Genomic DNA, 19,735 nt, shown 5'->3' with positions numbered 1-19,735 from the left:
TACGTTTCTAGTAAAAATCTTTTTAACGTATCCAATTTAAAAACATTTAGGAGAGATATGATATGACAATTTCATTTGATTACTCAAATGCATTACCATTTATGAATAAACATGAGGTCGATTATTTAACGGAGTCTGTTAACGTTGCTCATCATATGCTTCATGATAAAAAAGGTCCTGGCTCTGATTTTCTCGGTTGGGTGGATCTGCCAAGCAATTACGACAAAGAAGAATTTTCAAGAATAAAAAAAGCAGCTGAAAGAATTCGCAGTCATTCTGATGCGCTCGTTGTCATAGGGATTGGTGGTTCTTATTTAGGATCAAGAGCTGCAATTGAAGCTCTTTCACATACATTCCATAACCAGATGAGCGGTAATACGCAAGTCTATTTTGCGGGTCAAAATATTAGCTCTACTTACATTACACATTTACTTGAGATGTTAGAAGGTAAAGATATTTCAATTAACGTTATTTCAAAATCTGGTACAACAACTGAACCAGCCGTTGCTTTTCGTATTTTCCGTGACTACATGGAGAAAAAATATGGTAAAGAAGAAATGAAAAAACGTATTTATGTGACAACAGACAAAGAAAAAGGGGCACTGAAACAATTAGCAGATACGGAAGGGTATGAATCCTTTGTTATACCTGATGATGTTGGAGGAAGATATTCTGTTTTGACTGCAGTAGGTCTTCTGCCAATTGCGACAGCTGGTCTTAATATTGACCGGATGATGGAGGGGGCTAGGGCTGCTGCTGAAAAATACAATCATCCAGAGCTTGCAACAAATGAAAGTTACCAATACGCAGCTGTACGAAATGCGCTTTACCGTAAAGGGAAAACGATCGAACTATTAGTGAACTATGAACCTTCCCTTCATTATGTTTCTGAGTGGTGGAAACAATTAAATGGAGAAAGTGAAGGAAAAGACCAAAAAGGACTATTTCCTGCTTCCGTAGATTTTTCAACGGACTTGCACTCGATGGGGCAATATGTCCAAGAAGGTCGCCGTGACTTAATTGAAACGGTCCTGCAAGTACAAAAACCAAAAATTGAACGAACTATTCAAGATGACCCAGATAATATTGATGGCTTAAACTTTTTAGCAGGGAAAACAATGGATGAAGTCAACAAAAAGGCGTTTCAAGGAACCGTACTAGCTCATGTTGACGGAGGCGTACCAAATTTAGTCATCGAATTGGATGAATTAACAGAGTTTACATTCGGTGAAATGATTTACTTCTTTGAAAAAGCTACTGCAATAAGCGGCCATTTGCTTGGCGTAAATCCGTTTGATCAACCAGGTGTTGAGGCATATAAGAAAAATATGTTCGCTTTACTTGGTAAGCCAGGTTTTGAGAAGGAAAAAGAAGCTTTACTTCAACGTTTATAAAAAAAATGTAATAAAAATATATTTTTATTGGGGCTATAAATAAAAGCTCCAATAAGGATATATTTGCTAATAAAATTTTTTAACAATATATCTCGAAATAGAGATATTTTAATTTAAATTATAAACCGATTGGTAGATGAATTGAAAATATATATGACATCAACGAAAAATTATTGCAAGGGGTAGAACGTAATGATCGAAATAATCGTTACAGTCGAATATAAAGGGAAGAATTATCAGACAAATGTTATTGCTGATAAAGGGATAACAGACGAAAAAGTTAAGCTTATGGCTGAAGCTCAAGTTTTAAAACAATGGGGCAAATAAAGTAAGCAATGAAGAAGGGGAGAGAATAGCAATGGATAGAAATTTATCGATGGAACTTGTTAGGGTGACTGAAGCTGCAGCATTAGCCGCTGGCAGATGGATGGGGAGAGGAAAGAAAGAGGAAGCAGATGATGCAGCAACACAAGCAATGAGGAAAATGTTTAATTCGATTCGAATCAGTGGAACGGTTGTTATTGGTGAGGGAGAAATGGATGAGGCTCCAATGTTGTATATTGGCGAACAAGTAGGAACAGGGGATGGGGCTGAAGTAGATATTGCTGTAGATCCAATTGATGGAACAAATATTGTTGCAGCAGGGACTTGGGATGCGCTAGCTATTATTGCAGTAGCAGAGAAAGGTAATCTATTACATGCTCCAGATATGTACATGGAAAAAATAGCCACTGGTCCAGAAGCGGTTGGGAAAATTGATATTAACGCATCAGTTATTGACAATCTTAAGGCTGTCGCAAAAGCAAAAAATAAAAACATTAACGACCTAGTTGTAGCCATATTAGATCGAGAAAGACATGAAAACATGATTCAAGAGATTCGTGATGCTGGAGCAAGAATAAAACTTATGCAAGCCGGAGATGTTGCAGCTGCCATAAATACGGCGTTTAAAAATACTGGTGTTGATATGATGCTTGGTTCTGGCGGAGCTCCTGAAGGTGTATTGGCTGCTGCTGCACTGAAGAGTTTGGGAGGAGAGTTTCAAGGAAAGCTGCTTCCACAAACAAGAGAAGAAGAAATTCGTTTAAATAAAATGGGTATTACTGATTTCAATAAAGTTTTATTTATGGACGATATCGTAAAAGGTGATGATGCTTATTTTGTTGCTACAGGTGTGACGAATGGTGAACTGCTAAAAGGTGTTCATTATAATGGAAATACCGGGACAACACATTCAGTTGTCATGAGAGCAAAAACAGGCACTATTCGTTTTATCGATGGACAACATAGCTTGAAGGATAAATAAGGGTGAAATATGGAAGTTACTCAATTGCCAAATTTTTTTAGTGGAATGGACCTGCTGCTATTTCCAAAAAGGAATTGATAGGTAAAAGGAGCGAGAAATTTGAAACACTTGAATGAAAAAAGAATAGTTGGTGAAAAAGCAGCGGAATTCATAAAAGACGGTATGGTAGTAGGACTTGGTACAGGAACAACTGTTTATTATACGATCATCCAACTTGGTCAACTAGTTAAAAAAGGATTAAACATTCAGGGAATTCCTACCTCGGTTCAAACTGAGGAATTAGCAAAAAAGGTAGGGATTCCACTAGTAAATTTCAAAGATATTAGACAGATTGATGTTGCGATAGATGGGGCAGATGAAGTCGATTCTAATTTAAACTTGATTAAAGGCGGCGGTGGAGCTCTCTTAAGAGAGAAAATTATCGCCAAAGCAGCAAACAAGTTTATTATTGTAGCGGCACCATCAAAAATGGTGGGGAAAATAGGGACATATCGACTCCCAGTGGAAGTTGTCCCGTTTGGAGCTGAATTAACAGAGAAACATATCCGCAAACTTGGAATCAATCCCATACTACGTCAATATGAGGGGATGCCTTTTAGGACTGATAATGGTAACTATATTTTTGACTGTAACATCTTAGATACATTGCCGCCAAGTGAGCTGGAAAATGAGCTTAATATGGTCCCAGGTGTCGTTGAAAATGGCTTGTTTATCAATATGTCTGATCTTGTTGTTTCATTAGATCAAGAAAAGAATGTTGTTTTAATAAAGAAGGAATTAGATAAGAAACAGTAATCTAATAAATTTATTTGACTTGATGGTCTGGCTAAAAAAATGTTCAAAAAATTAGGGGAGAATAAAAGAGGAAAAATGGAATCAATGACAGTTGTCTTATTTGGAGCAACTCGGGATTTAGCAAAGGGGGAAAAAGAAATGAAAGTTATGGATGCAAAGGTAATTAATACGAAATATGGATTAGAAATGTATTTTGATAACATAAAAAGTGTAGACATAAAAGAAATTCATTCTCCAACAATTCGAAATCCTTTTTACGAAGTATTAATAGGGGTAGAGTTTCTTCTTATGAAAGAACAAAAATATTTTAATAAGATGAAAAATTACTTCTGGATAAGTATGAGTACTGATTTTCAAACGATTACAATTAAAGAAACAGTTACGGAAAATTTATTTGCCTTAAAGAATGATGAGGAAAGAGAAGCTACTAGAGAACTACTTGGAGAATGGCTTATAAAGACACAGTCATTTAAAAATGCAATTACTGAACTGATTAATCAACAAGACTTATCAGAAACAGAGCGCTTCCTGAAGAATCTCCTGTATTTAAATTCAGATGACATTAAAAATGCTTTTATAGAACAGTATAACTAATGAATTATAAGGATAAAAGTGGGGTGGTTTATCACGCATTAACGGGCTGTAATACCCCCACTGAATGAAGTTTCACTTTATTGCCTTTCCTCTTCTGTTATAGTTGACATATAGTACAGAATGGGATAAACTACCTTTAATATGAATATGAGATATCTAAATTAATTGTTTTATTTGGATGATTATTTAGGAATATACTTCTTAATCATCGACTGAATTGTCTCTTTCAGATAAATATTAAAAGGAATTGATAACAATGGACGAAACTTACAAATATAATGATAGTGATTTATCCTTAAAATTATTTGTTGTATTAACTCGAGCTGTCGAATCTATTGAAAAAAAATTAGCTGATAGTATCAAAGGCTATGGTATGAATTTGACAGAGTTTGGGGTTCTTGAGTTGTTGTACCATAAAGGTGATCAGCCAATACAGAAAATCGGCGAAAAAATTCTGATTGCTTCCAGTAGTATCACATATGTTGTTGACAAATTGGAAAAGAAAAAGTATGTCAAACGAGTTGCCTGTCCCACCGATCGCAGGATTACTTTTGCTGCAATTACCGATGAGGGAAAAGAATTGATGGTAGAGGTTTTTCCAAAACATCAAGCCATCATGACTGAAATGATGAGTGTTGTAGATATCAAAGAAAAGGAAATTATGATCGAGCAATTAAAAAAAATGGGGTTATTTGCTAAAAGTTATACAGTTGAATAATCCTGTATCAAAAGATTGCTTTTGATACAGGATTTTTTTAATAACAGAATATTGACAAGTTGTAGGGTTTAATTTACAATATATTTAATTGATATATATTTAATTAAATATATTATTATTTTTTTAAATGATATCTCTATTTAGTAATATATTAATCAAGAATATAATTCCTTAAGCTCTATAGTCAACTAACGATTTTAGGAGGAGGTTAACAGGTAATATCTAGATACTGTAAATAATAATACGAGCCAATAGTTTTTATTCAAATAGTAAACAATAGAATTAGAAATATGCAAATTTCATTTACAAGTAAGAAAGTATAAAACTTCTTACTTGCATAAGTGCAACTAAGGCATTCGCCCAAAAGCTTGGCGAACGTCAAGTTTTCTAAAAAAATTAGGAGGAATTTAACATGTTAAAAATAGGTATAGTTTTAGGTAGTGTACGTCAAGGTCGTAATGCAGAAGCAGTAACAAACTGGACATATGATTTTGCTACAAAACGCAACGATAATGTAGAATATGAGATTGTGGATTTGGCTGATTATAAATTGCCATTCCTTGGTGCTGCACTTCCAGAAGACAGGCAATCAGAAGCAGAAACAGCAATCAAAGCTTGGTCTGATAAAATGGCTTCATTCGACGGCTACATTTTTGTAGCACCAGAATATAACCATGCTGTTGGTGGAGCATTGAAAAACGCGCTTGACTTCCTAAATCCAGAACTAAATAATAAGGCAGCTGGTTTTGTAGGTTATGGTAGTTTGGGTGGCACTCGTGCACATGAAAATTTACGCCTTATCCTAGCAGAACTTCAAGTGGCAACAGTGCGTACAGCAGTAACATTCTCATTAATAACTGACTTTGAAAATATGAGCGTATTCAAACCTGCTGATTACCATAAAAATAATGCTAACGAAATGTTTGATCAAGTTATAGCTTGGAGTCAAGCATTAAAAACAGTTAGAGGATAAATAGTAGTAAAATTACAGGCTTTCATGTTCGATGCATGGAAGCCTTTTTAGTATATAATATACGGCTATTGAAGTATATCTAATTTCAATCTTTTATTAGAGAAAACTAAGGCATTCGCGAAGCCTTTGGACGAATGCCTTAGTTGCTTTTATACAAGTAAGAAAGTTTATACTCTCTTACTTGTAAAAATAAGTACATATCAAATTAGTCCACCAGGGTGGATAGGATATAAAGTTCCTTCCAAAGCAAAGGAAGCTCTTCCTGTTTCTTCAGATACTACCAATACAATGGCATCGCTTTTTTCTGATAAACCGACCGCGGCCCTATGCCTCGTTCCAAGCTTTTTTCCTTTTGTATCCTGTTGGGATAAAGGTAGAACATTTCCTGCAGACACTATTGTATTTTCTTTAATCAACACTGCTCCGTCGTGTAGAATACTACCAGGATAAAATATGGATTCTAACAATGCATGTGACACGTTTGCTAAAATAGGAGTACCTGAATGTATTAATGGTCCTAGCGGTTCTTTTCGTTGTATTGCCATCAATGCACCGTGTTTTCGTTCTGAAAAATGCTGAATGGCAGTGGAGAACGACTGATAGGAATCTGTAAAAGGAGATAAATATGCATTTAGATAATGAGATGCCGCTGTTTTTTGGAGTTCACTAAACACATCGTGAACATGTTCAAATTCACTAAGAATACGACAATCATTACTATCCATTGTGTTGAGCATCTCTTCAATTTCAATCGTTACCTGTCGTAAATTATTTTTTAATTGTGTTTTCATTTGCTCAGATAGCCCGGGCTCCATAACCATATGATCACTTCCTACATTTACTATCTGTTATTTATTTCTTTACTATCTCCAGTTACCGTAAATCGTATACTGCATATATGTTTTATGTTACCTTTCTGATATTAAAAAACTTGGTTAAAAGCCATGGTCCCTGAGGAAAACCAAGACCAATCTGCCAGGCTCCAATTCCATGAAGTTGATATTCACGTACTAGCTGCATTTTTGTAGCAATACTTCGGGTGTCTTCAAACCAGACAACATGACTCTGTCCCGTTTCATTGACATAGTAAAAATTAGGAGCGTCATCTTCTGTCGAGTAATTGATTGGTACACTGTAGTTCATTGCAAAATCAATTGCATCTTAATTGGAGATTGGAGTTGCTAAATCTTCTGGATTATACGGCAGGGTCCAGTTGTAACCATATAATGGGATGCCGAGGACTACCTTACTGCTATCCATTCTTTCCATTGCAAACTCGATTGTATTTCTCACTTCACTAATTGGTGCTACTGGACCAGGTTCACTTGCCATATGGTGCCAATCATAAGCCATAATGAACATAAGGTCTACTATAGATCCAATAGCTCCGTAGTCATAACCTGCATACCAGGGGATATCTTCACTCGTTTTTGGTGGAACTGCTATTGTCAGTAGTAATCCTACAGCGTGAAGCCGGTCTCCTAATTCGCTTAAGAAAGTAGAAAAGGTATCACGATCTTCTGCTAACGTTCCTTCAAAGTCGATATTTACACCAGCATATCCATTTTGAGACACAAGCGTAAAAATATTATCAATTAAATTTTGTCTTGAAGAGGAGTTATTTAGTGTTTGGCTTGTTAATTCAGGACTGAATCCGGCAGCGGTCAAATTTGTAATCGTGGCTAATGGAGCTGTATTACTGTTCCAAGCTGATTTTATAGCTGCTAAATCATTTAATGAACTAAGGGAACCATCCGAATTAAAGTGATATTCAAAGAATGAATAATAGGTGGTATAAGAAGCAAAATCGTTAATTAGGAGCTGATCACTTTGTGTTCCGGTTACATAGAAATACAAGTAGAAGCGGTGTAATCTGGCAGTTCAGGAAGGTCAATTTTCATTCCGGGTTGTAAAAAGTTTGGATTTATTTCAGGATTTGCAGCGATTAACATGTCTAGAGAAACGTAAGCCATTTGGGAAATCGTATAGAAACTGTCCCCCGGCTGAACCGTATATATTTTTGTAGTGATCAGTAATGCTTGACCGGGAACAATATTTGGATTAACTAATCCATTTACACTGCGAATGATGTCAACAGAAATATCATACTTTTGACTAATGGTAAACAATGAATCTCCAGGATTTACAGTATAAACAAACAATACAATTCCTCTTTTCTATCCATTTTGAGAGGAGCTTAAAGCATGATAAATTTTTAGACTCTCTAAACAATATATTGATACCTAAAATATTTTGTTCCCTTTTAGAGACGAATGAGTGGTCCTGAATACTAAACATAACTAAAAAAATGGATTAATTGACATGTTACTAATAGGCTCTTCCAAGCAAATAAAACCCCCCATTACTATATGGAGAGTCTCATTGATATTATGATGACTAACGTACATTATTGTTAGGAACTAATTAATAGGTACATAAGCTTAATTCTCTAGGCTTTTTCTCTTCTTAAAAAAGTTGATGAGCTCAACCCAAAAAAAATGTCGGAATGTAACAGTATAAAAAACTAAGCCTGTAGTTGAAAGGAATGAACCGATTTACCAATACTTCACTGAATAAAATGTAGGATCCATTTAGTCAGTCGGCCTGGGACCGGCATTCTTTCCGGTGTTCTCCACTGTCATGATTGGGTTAACGGTAATATCTCCATTTACAATAATTTGACAAGATAATCGCAAGCAATCTTCGAATAATTGTTCATCGATTCCTTTATTCCCAAAGGCTGTTTTTTCTTTAGTGGATACATCAAAAAAATCACCTGCTAATACTTCTACTCTGCAAGTCGTACATTTTGCCATCCCCCCGCAACGATGAAGAATATTTATATCATTATCTTCTAATGCTAATACTAACTTTTTTCCCATTTCCACTTTAAAGGTACCTCGACCAAATACAGTTACGTAAGGCATTTTATACCTCCTCATATAAAATTAAGTGAAACTTTCACCAGTGGGGTTATACTCTCGGTCGATCAAAGCCAAATAGTTCTTTAGATAGTTTCGTCTTACCTAGCATCAAATAAACATAAAATGTGATTCTTTGATTCTTTTCAACAGACCGTTTTATAACATTTTATTTGTACATATTTTAACAGTTTATTTATATTTTAAAGTTTATTTATATTTTAAAATATATTTAATAGGCATAAATTTATGGCCACGTTATAAATTGGGAAGAGTTAGGACTTTCTATAAAACTTAAAGATTTCTCTTTAAATAAAAACTCGTCAGTTGATGGAGATTGTTTCTATTGGAATAAAATTGCAAATTATCCAAATTTACAAGTGAGCAATCTAGTAAAATAAGATTCTAAAGCGAGAACGGTGTACATGAATATGACACTGATAGGCAAGTGTGTGTTGATTTTATGTACGTAATGATATTGTCTAGTAATTCTAGAAGTGATAATTAAATGTATTAAATGTGTTTTGCAAAAGTAAAAGTACAAAGCTTTGCAAAAGAAAAAAGGTACGAAAAGATGTTTATTTATATCATTTTTTAACTTTTTAGCCCTCTGACATAATAGACAAGCAGCCCAGCATAACATGAATTGATAAAATATTTATGGAGAAGGTGGGGCTTCTATGGCTATTAGATACAAGAATAATTGGATTAATACGAAACCAATTTCTGAGATGGCAAACACAGAATACGATGTGGTCATTGTTGGAAGTGGTCCTGGAGGAGGCGCCGTTTTACAAAGACTTTGTCAGTTGTGGAAAGATCAAGGGGCAAAAAGGATAGCTATTCTTGAAAAGGGAGATAAATTATTTCATTCCCATGCACAAAATATACCTACACAAAATGTAGATACATCACGCGATGTACTTTTTCCTGAAAATTCCACTCCTATCGGTCAGCGCCTACCTCAATTTTCTGGAGCCATGATGGTCTATGCTCTTGGGGGAAGGTCGTTGTTTTGGAATGCGGCAACACCGAGACCGATTGAAGAAGAACTGAGAAAATGGCCGATTAATCGCAGAGAAATAGATGTTTACTATCGAATGGCTGAGGACTTATTACATGTGACAACAGATTGGGCGAAAGGTTCATCGATGCAGAATCGAATGTTAATGAATCTTCATGCTGCAGGTATTTTGGAAGCTCAAAATATGCCACTTGCCCTTGATTTGACTCCTTCGAGGCAGGGAGAGGTCCATTCCAATGCGTGGTATAGTTCGATTAATTCACTGGCAGCGGGTCAGTTAGACCGGCCATATGATCTTGCTGTAGATGCTTTTGTCCATAAAGTTAATACTGTTGCAAATGGACAAAGATCATCTGGCGTTCAGGTAATTGATACAAAGACAAAATCAAATTATACGATTCGGGCAAAAAATGTTGTAGTATCAGCGAGCACTTTAGAAACTCCACGTATCTTATTGAATTCTGGTATTCAGGAACCAGCGATTGGACGTTATCTAACAGGACACGTATCAATGATTGGAATTGGAACAGTTAGTCGAGAACAGTTTTCTGATCGAATTGGAAATTTATCGATTTTAAAATTTGAAACAGAAGAGGATCCTTATCAAATTCAGATTCTTGGTCCAGACCAATATTGGTCTTACCAGCAATTTGAAGATAAAGTGTTGGGAGACCAGTTGGTGGTTGTTTACGCTGCATTTGGAAGAGTGGAATCCAGACCAGAAAATCGTGTATACCTTGATTCTAGGCAAGATGAGTACGGAGTACCATTACAACAAGTTCAATACTCTTTAAGTGAAAAAGACCGTCAAACAGCCCAAAAAGTAGAACAAGGAATAAGAGAATCTGCTAGAGCGATGGGGGTCACTCTAGATGAATCTAGCTTAGTCCTGCGTCCGCCAGGGGCAGATATGCATGAGGCGTGCACATGTAGAATGGGTAATAATCCTAATACTTCAGCGACAAATCGTAATGGGCAAATACATGGAGTTCAAGGTCTTTATGTTGCAGATAATAGCGCACTTCCAAGCTTAACCGCAGCAGGGCCAGTACTTTCTAACACTGCTTTAGCAATTCGAGTAGCAGATCATATTGTTCGACAGTCAAGATAGTAATAGGAAGGTAAATGTTCAGAGAATGGATAAAGGCATGGCTAATATTTAGAGTATAATGTTTCCTTTTTTAATCCTATTGCCTACTATCCAAACGTTATTCAAAGCATTCACGTATTAGCTATCCATGAACAACACCATTTTGATTTAGTGAAGAAATATAATTAACTGTGGACCTAAAAGGAGCATGGGGACGTTTTTGAACTGCTTCATCATGCTCTCCCTATCACAAGTTACGATATATAATTACCTTGAAAGAAAGAAAATTTGATTCATGAGGTTATAAAATTTTATATAGATAAAGATTGAAAGGAATACGAACTATTAGTGAAAAGCGATCGGCCAATCGACGCTCAACCCCGTTAATTTCTTTCACTCCATGTTTAGTTCATTAAAAATTTTGTAATAAATAAATATAAATAGTTCATAAACGATTGATAAATGATCCACTTTAATAGAGATCCTTGTCGCATATTAAAAAAGTATTGACAGATAGCAGAAGATAAATTAAAATTATACTTAATTAATATATTATTAATTAAGTTAATGAGTTTCTTTTGGCTACTTATCTCGGATTAGTAATATATTAATTAATACTAAAGAAATAATTAATCAGCTAATGGCATGGTGTCATGCATTAAAAACAGATAGAGAGACTTCTATGTTCCACGCACGGGGGTCTTTTATATGCAGGTGGGCAAGAAACTTAACTACCTGCATAAACGCAACTAAGGCTGTCACCGAAAGGTTTGATGACAACCAATTTTTTAAAAGCAATATGTTCTTAAATGAAGGTATAGAGGTGAATTTATGGTAACGCTTTATGTAACTCCTAGTTGCACTTCCTGCAGGAAAGCAAGGGCATGGTTTGAAGAGAACGAAATTCCATACACAGAACGAAATGTACTTTCTGAGTCAATTTCAATAAGTGAGATTAAAGAGATATTACGATTGACTGAAAATGGGACAGAGGATATTATTTCGAAACGCTCAAAAATATTTCATGAATTGAATATCGATATAAATCAGATGTCAATGGACGAACTTTTCCATTTAGTCCAAAAACATCCCAAGCTATTAAAAAGACCAATTATCGTTGATGAAAAACGCTTGCAAATAGGTTATAACGAAGAGGAAATTCGCAGTTTTCTTCCTCGATCCGTACGGAATTTTCACCTGCACGAATTCCAGAAAATGATCAATTAGCTAGAGTGCGTGTTTTCTAGGTTCTTTTTTATTTCATCAAACATGAAAAACTTTAGCATGCATCCAGTAGGAATTATTTGACGAGTACGATAATAGTAACTAAATTTGTCATATAACATGTAAAGGAAGTGCAATCTATGACAAAAAAAGTATACCTGAACCATGATGGTGGTGTGGACGATTTAGTTTCGCTATTTCTACTGTTACAAATGAAGGATATTGAATTGATCGGCGTTGGGGTTATTCCTGCTGATTGTTATTTGGAACCGGCGGTGTCTGCCAGCAGAAAAATTATCGATCGATTCGGTAAGGGTAAGGAAATTGAAGTAGCACTCTCTAATTCACGCGGAAAAAATCCGTTTCCGAAAGACTGGCGGATGCATGCCTTCTTAGTTGATGCCTTGCCAATATTAAATGAATTTTTACCCGTTAAAACGAAAGAGGCAGATTTACCAGCACATCAACATTTGGTTGAATCTATACGCGAGAGCGATGAGAAAGTAACCTTATTATTCGTCGGACCATTAACAGATTTGGCGCGGGCACTGGAAGAAGCACCAGATATAGAAGATAAGATTGAAAAACTGGCATGGATGGGTGGTACATTTTTGGAAAAGGGCAACGTGGAAGAACCTGAACATGATGGAACCGCTGAGTGGAATGCTTTCTGGGACCCGGAAGCAGTTAAAGTCGTATGGGACTCTAATATTCCTATTGATTTAGTAGCGCTGGAAAGTACAAACATGGTGCCTCTCACATTGGATGTCCGTAACAGATGGGCTTCCGAACGAAGAGAATTGGGGATTGATTTTCTTGGTCAATGCTATGCGATGGTTCCGCCACTTGTCCACTTCCAGACAAATTCAACATATTTCCTTTGGGACGTATTGACGACAGCGACTATCGGAAAGGAAGAGCTTGTAAGGAAAAAAGAAGTGATGAGCATTGTTCATGAAAATGGACCAAGCCAAGGGAAAACGGAACAATCCGCCAATGGGAAAGCTGTTCAATTGGTGTATGAAGCAGACAGGGACGGTTTCTTTGATTACATTACTGATCTAGCTAGACAAGTTTAATCCGATGAAGGAGCAAGAGAAGGATAATTATTAATACATATACAGAGGAAGATTAAACTTCTCTATACCCAGCCTCCATAATTTAAATAACCCCTTCAGATCATTGAATCTAAAAGGGGTTTTTAGTTACATGCTCTTTTCATTCATCTTCTGCATCTTCTACATTACAATATTTAAAGGATTTTTTCCATTTGGCGTTCGCTTTAGTATCCTTTTGTATACTATGTATCTTTTAAGTGCGTACTTACTAATTATTACGTTATATTCTATACTAGCATTAAGAAGAAATTATGGAAAGAAGCAAAGCACTTAAAGCAACAAAAATGTAATTAACCAATATAATAATAGAGAGGTTGGCATAATAGATGGAAAAGTATCGAATGGACCCAAGTAAAGGAATGGAGTTTGGTCTTTACACACTCGGAGACCACATTCCTGATCCACATACAGGCGAGCGGATTTCTGCAGAACAGCGAATTCATGAAATTATCGAATTGGCCCAGCTGGCGGAACAGGCCGGGATTGATTTCTTCAGTGTTGGTGAAAGTCATCAGGAGTATTTTACTACCCAGGCGCATTCCGTTGTCCTAGCTGCTATTGCTCAGGCTACCGAAAAAATAAAAATCGCCAGTTCCTCAACGATTATAAGTACATCCGATCCTGTACGTGTATTTGAAGACTTTGCCACCATTGACCTTATTTCAAAAGGTCGTGCGGAAATCATTGCTGGACGTGCTTCACGAGTCGGACTCTTCGATTTGTTAGGCTATAATGTACGTGATTATGAAGAATTATTTGAAGAAAAGTTCGAACTGTTACTGAAAATTGCACAAGAGGAAGTTGTCAACTGGAGCGGCCAGTTTCGTGCTCCATTAAAAAATGCAGCCGTTATTCCTCGTCCGAAAAACGGATCCATGCCAATTTGGCGTGCAGTTGGTGGCCCGCCTGCAAGTGCCATTAAAGCGGGGTATGCCGGGGTTCCAATGTTTATTGCTACTTTGGGTGGGCCTGCTACAAGCTTTAAGTATTCCATTGATGCTTACCGTGAGGCCGCGAAGCGTAGTGGTTTTGACCCATCGGAGCTTCCGATTTCAACTGCCGGATTTTTCTATGCTGCGGAAACGACACAACAGGCGCAAAAAGAAATATATCCACATGTTAATCAAGGGATGCAGCTAATCAACGGAAGAGGCTATCCGAAGCAACAATTTGCCCAAGGTGCAGATACAAAAGATGTTATGAATGTCGGCAGTCCTCAACAAATCATTGAGAAAATTCTCTACCAGTATGAACAGTTTGGACATCAGCGCTATATCGCCCAGATGGATTTTGGTGGCGTGCCATTTGATAAATTAAAGAAAAATATTGAATTGATCGGTACAGAAATTTTACCGGCAATCAAAAAATATACAGCAAAGAACTAGGGAGTTGGAAACATGAAAATCGTTGGAATATCTGGTTCAATCGTCGGTTCAAAAACGAGAACAGCGATGGATTATACAGTTAAAGTTATTAAAGAGAAATATCCGGATATAGAGGCGACATTAATCGATTTAGCCGAATACGATATCCAGTTTAGTGATGGACGCAACTATTTGGAATATGAAGGCGACACCGGGTATGTTACGAAAATGATTATGGAAGCTGATGCACTCATTATCGGGACACCTGTATTTCAGGCAGCAATACCAGCTACATTGAAGAACATCTTTGACTTACTTCCCGAGAAAGCATTTTTGGATAAAGTTGTCAGCATGCTCGTCACTGCCGGGTCATCGAAGCATTATTTAATGGTCGATCAGCAATTAAAACCGATTCTTTCCTATATGAAGGCTCAGCTTGTGCAGACGTATGTATTTATAGAGGAAAAGGATTTCTACCGAAAAGAAATTATTAACGATGATGTATTATTCCGTATCGATCGTTTAGTTGAAGATACTGTATTATTGACGGAAACATATACAGAAATACGTAAAGCGAAAGAAGCAGAATATGGTTTTTAACAACATTGCAGAAGAAATGGAGAAGGAAATACCATTTTCATGAAAAACTCCCTGCCGTATTGAATGCATTTTACATGCAATACGGCAGGGGGAATTTTAGCTATCTTCTTCATTTATTTTGAAGAGAAAATCTTATAATCAAGAGAAATAACGGACTTCGTTGAAATTAAGAAATAAACAGACATTGCGAGTAGTGCCAAGTCAATTTCATATCCAGCCATTTGACCGTCACCAAGCAGTCCTAATGAAAGTTTTGCTGTGAAAATGGCTCCAATCATAATTATTGCAAAAAGTGCAGCAACAATTTTTGTTCCAATTCCAAGAATCATTGCCAATCCGCCAACTAATTCGATCAAGGCAACTACGTAAGCCAGAAATCCTGGAATCCCAAGACTTTCGAAATATCCAACAATATTAGCGATGCCTCCTTGAAATTTATCTAATCCATGTACAAAGAAAATAAGTCCTAAAACGACACGCAAAATAACTTTTGCTAATTCATTTCTATTCATAATCTAAATTCTCCTTTCATATTACTTTTCGTAAGTTAGTATAATAAAATTAGTTAGTGATGTCAATAGCGTTAATGTTAAATAGTAATATAGTATTATTTAGTAATTATATGAATTGTCAAAAACACATTTTTGTAAAGATTCGTGGAATTATTTAATCTATCATTTCTTTGTTTGTGGTTATTGTTATGTACCCATAATAGACGGGGTATAATCGCCTTAGATGCAGTTTGATCAGAAAGATTTTAGTAATTCATTTAATGAATCCGAGAAAAAACGAAGACTGGCTGCAATGGGTGATATTCAGATATGCTGGGTAAATCGGTTAGCTGGATGTTCAGCTATTAACTATGGAGGGAAGAATATGATACATATAGGTGTTACAGGATGGGGAGACCATGATTCCCTGTATGATAATCTTGTAAAATCAAAAGATAAACTGAAAGAGTACGGCAGCCATTTTCCGGTTGTGGAAGTAGATGCCTCTTTTTATGCTGTGCAACCTGTACGGAATGCTGAGAAGTGGGTCATGCAAACCCCGGATCGTTTCCAATTTGTAGTGAAGGCGTATCAAGGTATGACGGGACATCAGCGTGGGGATATTCCTTTTGAATCCAAACGAGAGATGTTCGGGGCATTCAAAGAATCTTTGAAACCGTATCAGGAGGCGGGAAAGCTTGCAATGGTCCTATTTCAGTTTCCACCCTGGTTTGATTGTCGGAAGGAAAATGTTACGTATTTGAGATATTGCAAAAAGATGATGGAAGACATTCCGATGGCGCTTGAATTTAGACATCAATCCTGGTTTGATGAACGTTTTCGTGCTGGTACAATTTCTTTTATGAAAGAGGAAGGGTGGATCCATTCCATTGCAGATGAACCTCAGGCTGGAAAAGGTTCTATCCCACTAGTACCAATTGTAACCAATCCAAAGTTGACTTTGGTCCGTATGCATGGGAGAAATATACATGGATGGAATAAATCTGGAAATGACAACTGGCGGGAAGTTCGCTATTTATATAAATATAATAAGCAGGAGCTGACAGAGTGGAAGAAGCTCATTACAGACCTTTCAAAGGATACAAAAGATATCATTGTGTTATTTAATAATAATTCCGGAGGGCATGCGGCTGGTAATGCGAAGGAACTTCAGAAGATGCTCGGTATTGAATATGAAGGATTGGCTCCTAAGCAAATGGATTTGTTTTAAAATGGCTCTTTTCGTAAATTAAGATATATACAGTAACGCTACATAATCAACTTTGGCCATCGCTCTGGGAAATACACTCGTTACGATTTTGTTCTGAAAATATTAAAACAATTTCCTATAGATTTTATGAGCATAATCCTTAAATTTAAAATTGGTATGTAATTTTCTTTCTTTGGCAAAGGCATCAAATTGTTTTCTATTGTGAAGTTCGTCTTTCACTTTCCCATCTGTTGCACTCGTTAATAGATCATGCTGTGAAACCGTCTCATTTTTGCTTTCTACTTCTTTTGAAATATATCCGGCATTTTTTAATATCCGGTAGGCTTGTCTCAATTCTGGTGGCATCCCGGGTAAATCTTCTTTTAAATCGAGTGGCTTTCCTTTTCCGGGGAGATTTTCGAATTCACCATTCTTGATAGATTCTTTAATCTTTTCTTCCACGAAAATATACATACTGATTTCCTCCTCGCCATTATCCTTGAAAAGTTATATACACGCCCAAAATGCAAGAATTTATATGTATAGTATGGGCAAAAAATCGAAGGAAATCAACCGTATCTATATATCAGGAAACATTCATGGAAATATATTGCATAACCTGCTCGATTGACCTCTCGCCAATTTCTTCCCACTTATGTTTATATTTTATGTGTCCATCTGTATCCAAAGGTTTCTGAAATTGACTAAAACCAGTAGCTGTCAGCAATGATGAACCACTCCTGTCCAGCCCGACATTTACAACGTGTTTTATTACAAAGGGGGTCTGAAATTCGATAACGGCATCGCTATGATCGAGCTTACCTGTAATGACCTGAAAAGGGAGTCTGATATATATTGTCTCGCCACCTTCACGTGACAGTATGCCATCAAAAAAACCTCTATCATACTCCCAATTTCCACATAAACAGTAACCTAAACGTTTTAGCCCGGATTGCATTTGACCGAAAGTGGCTCTTTTCCCTTCAATTTCTGTATGTAGTTCAATCATAATTATCCACCCCTATTAGAAAACGTGATTAGATAAATAGTTTTCCCGGAAGCGGGTGTGATCATACATATAAGTACTGTTTAAGGGGGATGTTCTGTAATAATTGGCAACCCTGGATAGGAAGTATTTTTATAGGGATTGGATGTATTCCTAAGTAAATAAGAATAGGAATAAAAATGAGCCCACGCCTTTACGAATGGCATGGGCTGTTGTTTCTTAAAAAGGTGAGCAAGTTTCTGGAGGTTTTACTCTTTTTTCTTAATTGATTTCTTTTTATTCATCAGTTTTAATTCATTGTTAAGTGCGATATAGAGGGCAATAGCCATGAGTATCATAATGAATGAAAACGGTAGTGCTGCAATGATAATCGTATTTTGCAGTGCTGTGAGCCCTCCAACATAGAGTAAGATCAATGCTACAGAAGATTGGGCAATCCCCCAAGCTATTTTTATGTTATTTGGCGGTGTCAAAGACCCGCGTGTTGATTGCATTCCCAATACGAATGTTGCAGAATCTGCTGATGTGATGAAGAATGACGCAATCAGCAAAATAGCGATAATGGATAATACAAAGGAAAACGGAAGATTATCGAACATGTTAAATAGGATTAGTTCCGTCGCAAATTGAGTCAGATCTGTCCCGTTATTCTGTATGTTACCTGCTGTTGATCCAAATGCTGCAAACCATGCTGAAACAACTAAGGTAGGAATAATAATAACACCGAGTAAGAACTGACGAATCGTACGCCCTCGTGAGACCCTTGCAATGAACATACCGACAAATGGCGCCCAGGATATCCACCATGCCCAGTAGAAAATAGTCCATGCATCAAGCCAACCGCGGTTGTCCCCTTCAAGTGGTGCCGTACGGAAGCTCATCTGTATGAAATTCTGCAAATACAATCCAAATGTTTCTGTGAACATATTCATAATAAGGAGGGTAGGACCTAGTATCAGTACCGCAATAAATAATATGAGAGCAAGAACCATATTGGTATTGGATAAGTATTTAATTCCTTTGCTTAACCCTGTCCATGCAGAGATTAGGAATAGGACAGTAACGATAAGGATGATAAATGATTGAGATACAACCCCAATTTCGATACCGAACAGATGTGATAAACCACCATTAATTTGAACAGCACCAAATCCAAGTGAAGTAGCTACACCAAATACAGTCGTAAATACAGCTAAAACATCGACTGCAGTACCAAGTGGGCCATCCATTTTGTCTCCAAAAATTGGCTTAAGTGTTGTTGAAATTAACCCGGGTGCATCTTTTCTGAATTGGAAATATGCAAGTGAAAGTGCGACAACTCCATACATTGCCCATACATGTATACCCCAATGGAAATAAGAATAGGAAAGAGCATCTTTAAATGCTTGTGCGGTACCGACTTCGGATACCGGTGCATCTGACATGTAATGGAAGATTGGTTCGGCCGCACCATAGAAAACAAGCCCAATCCCCATCCCTGCTGAGAAAAGCATGGCAATCCAAGATTTGGTTGAAAAATCTGGTTTATCGGTATCCTTTCCGAGGCGGATTTTACCAAATGGACTTGCAGCTATAAAAATTGCAAATATAACAAGTGCTGACATCAGTAGCATATAGTACCAGCCAAATGACATCGATACGAAATCTTTAACATTCGTAGTGACTTGTTCAAACTGAGCCGGAAATGCAGCTCCTAATATAACGGTGATAATAACTAATGTGACAGCAATGTAGAAAACCTTCGAAACTCTTTTCATATTTCCCCCTAAATTGATTTAGTAAAAGTGTACGGACAAATTATTCCCTATTTGTATGGTTTTGAAACCAAATAGATAGAATTTTCGAGAATTAAGTTTCTGAAAATTGAATAATATAGCCCGTTCGGTTGTTTTATTTTATCATATCTG

At 36.7% G+C, this 19,735-nt stretch carries 19 protein-coding genes and 1 pseudogene; 13 read left to right on the top strand and 7 right to left on the bottom strand.

The features are described from left to right. Positions 1–62: 62 nt before the first annotated feature. The 7 genes from MN204_RS13145 (at position 63) to MN204_RS13115 (ending at position 5,780) form a co-directional block, all read left to right on the top strand. Complete coding sequence (locus tag MN204_RS13145) at positions 63–1,394, top strand: glucose-6-phosphate isomerase (protein WP_249871539.1); 1,332 nt, start codon at positions 63–65, stop codon at positions 1,392–1,394. 192 nt (positions 1,395–1,586) lie between these two features. Then, positions 1,587–1,721 (top strand): BA3454 family stress response protein, encoded by a 135-nt coding sequence (locus MN204_RS13140; RefSeq protein ID WP_249871538.1) that lies wholly within the window; start codon positions 1,587–1,589, stop codon positions 1,719–1,721. A 31-nt stretch (positions 1,722–1,752) separates the two neighbouring features. Then, entirely contained in the window at positions 1,753–2,700 is a 948-nt protein-coding gene (gene glpX / locus MN204_RS13135; protein WP_249871537.1) for a class II fructose-bisphosphatase, read from the top strand. Positions 2,701–2,808: 108 nt separating this feature from the next. Then, positions 2,809–3,495: a ribose-5-phosphate isomerase RpiA gene (rpiA, locus tag MN204_RS13130; protein ID WP_249871588.1), complete on the top strand. Its 687-nt coding sequence runs from the start codon at positions 2,809–2,811 to the stop codon at positions 3,493–3,495. A gap of 75 nt (positions 3,496–3,570) precedes the next feature. Further along, the gene (locus tag MN204_RS13125) at positions 3,571–4,089 is read left to right on the top strand and encodes a hypothetical protein (RefSeq protein WP_249871536.1); all 519 of its coding nucleotides are present in this window, start codon (positions 3,571–3,573) and stop codon (positions 4,087–4,089) included. Between the two features lie 256 nt (positions 4,090–4,345). Continuing rightward, on the top strand, positions 4,346–4,807 hold the full coding sequence (locus MN204_RS13120) for a MarR family winged helix-turn-helix transcriptional regulator (protein ID WP_249871535.1): 462 nt from the start codon (positions 4,346–4,348) through the stop codon (positions 4,805–4,807). A gap of 412 nt (positions 4,808–5,219) precedes the next feature. Continuing rightward, the gene (locus MN204_RS13115; protein WP_249871534.1) at positions 5,220–5,780 is read left to right on the top strand and encodes an NADPH-dependent FMN reductase; all 561 of its coding nucleotides are present in this window, start codon (positions 5,220–5,222) and stop codon (positions 5,778–5,780) included. A 200-nt stretch (positions 5,781–5,980) separates the two neighbouring features. Here the strand turns inward: MN204_RS13115 and cdaS are convergent, their stop codons facing one another. The 3 genes and pseudogenes from cdaS to MN204_RS13100 form a co-directional block, all read right to left on the bottom strand. After that, complete coding sequence (gene cdaS / locus MN204_RS13110) at positions 5,981–6,601, bottom strand: sporulation-specific diadenylate cyclase CdaS (protein WP_249871533.1); 621 nt, start codon at positions 6,599–6,601, stop codon at positions 5,981–5,983. Positions 6,602–6,683: 82 nt separating this feature from the next. Next, a pseudogene (locus MN204_RS13105) lies at positions 6,684–7,942 on the bottom strand (glycosyl hydrolase family 18 protein). 429 nt (positions 7,943–8,371) lie between these two features. After that, positions 8,372–8,707 (bottom strand): 2Fe-2S iron-sulfur cluster-binding protein, encoded by a 336-nt coding sequence (locus MN204_RS13100; RefSeq protein ID WP_249871532.1) that lies wholly within the window; start codon positions 8,705–8,707, stop codon positions 8,372–8,374. 674 nt (positions 8,708–9,381) lie between these two features. On the opposite strand from MN204_RS13100, the gene MN204_RS13095 reads away from it, so the two are divergent. The 5 genes from MN204_RS13095 (at position 9,382) to MN204_RS13070 (ending at position 15,121) form a co-directional block, all read left to right on the top strand. Continuing rightward, positions 9,382–10,836 carry a GMC oxidoreductase gene (locus MN204_RS13095; protein ID WP_249871531.1) on the top strand — a complete coding sequence of 485 codons (1,455 nt, stop codon included), beginning with the start codon at positions 9,382–9,384 and terminating at the stop codon, positions 10,834–10,836. 810 nt (positions 10,837–11,646) lie between these two features. Further along, positions 11,647–12,042, top strand: coding sequence for a transcriptional regulator SpxA (gene spxA / locus MN204_RS13085; protein WP_249871530.1), 396 nt, complete (start codon positions 11,647–11,649; stop codon positions 12,040–12,042). Between the two features lie 137 nt (positions 12,043–12,179). Further along, positions 12,180–13,118 carry a nucleoside hydrolase gene (locus MN204_RS13080; RefSeq protein WP_249871529.1) on the top strand — a complete coding sequence of 313 codons (939 nt, stop codon included), beginning with the start codon at positions 12,180–12,182 and terminating at the stop codon, positions 13,116–13,118. Between the two features lie 365 nt (positions 13,119–13,483). After that, the gene (locus MN204_RS13075) at positions 13,484–14,542 is read left to right on the top strand and encodes an LLM class flavin-dependent oxidoreductase (protein ID WP_249871528.1); all 1,059 of its coding nucleotides are present in this window, start codon (positions 13,484–13,486) and stop codon (positions 14,540–14,542) included. Positions 14,543–14,554: 12 nt separating this feature from the next. Next, positions 14,555–15,121: an NADPH-dependent FMN reductase gene (locus tag MN204_RS13070; protein ID WP_249871527.1), complete on the top strand. Its 567-nt coding sequence runs from the start codon at positions 14,555–14,557 to the stop codon at positions 15,119–15,121. A 113-nt stretch (positions 15,122–15,234) separates the two neighbouring features. Here MN204_RS13070 and MN204_RS13065 read toward each other — a convergent pair whose 3' ends face one another. Then, positions 15,235–15,633 carry a DoxX family protein gene (locus MN204_RS13065; RefSeq protein WP_249871526.1) on the bottom strand — a complete coding sequence of 133 codons (399 nt, stop codon included), beginning with the start codon at positions 15,631–15,633 and terminating at the stop codon, positions 15,235–15,237. Positions 15,634–15,997: 364 nt separating this feature from the next. Between MN204_RS13065 and MN204_RS13060 the strand changes: the two genes are divergently transcribed. Next, positions 15,998–16,843: a DUF72 domain-containing protein gene (locus tag MN204_RS13060; RefSeq protein WP_249871587.1), complete on the top strand. Its 846-nt coding sequence runs from the start codon at positions 15,998–16,000 to the stop codon at positions 16,841–16,843. A 102-nt stretch (positions 16,844–16,945) separates the two neighbouring features. Here the strand turns inward: MN204_RS13060 and MN204_RS13055 are convergent, their stop codons facing one another. The 3 genes from MN204_RS13055 to MN204_RS13045 form a co-directional block, all read right to left on the bottom strand. Beyond that, positions 16,946–17,296: a DnaJ family domain-containing protein gene (locus MN204_RS13055; RefSeq protein WP_249871525.1), complete on the bottom strand. Its 351-nt coding sequence runs from the start codon at positions 17,294–17,296 to the stop codon at positions 16,946–16,948. A gap of 112 nt (positions 17,297–17,408) precedes the next feature. Next, the gene (locus MN204_RS13050) at positions 17,409–17,831 is read right to left on the bottom strand and encodes a YugN family protein (protein WP_249871524.1); all 423 of its coding nucleotides are present in this window, start codon (positions 17,829–17,831) and stop codon (positions 17,409–17,411) included. A gap of 245 nt (positions 17,832–18,076) precedes the next feature. Further along, positions 18,077–19,585 carry a glycine betaine uptake BCCT transporter gene (locus tag MN204_RS13045; RefSeq protein ID WP_249871523.1) on the bottom strand — a complete coding sequence of 503 codons (1,509 nt, stop codon included), beginning with the start codon at positions 19,583–19,585 and terminating at the stop codon, positions 18,077–18,079. Between the last annotated feature and the right edge of the window lie 150 nt (positions 19,586–19,735).

The organism is Oceanobacillus saliphilus (assembly GCF_023522835.1).
GTDB classification, from domain to species: domain Bacteria; phylum Bacillota; class Bacilli; order Bacillales; family Amphibacillaceae; genus Oceanobacillus; species Oceanobacillus saliphilus.
Note: the sequence above shows the minus strand (reverse complement) of the source record. Positions and strands in the feature narration are given on the sequence as shown.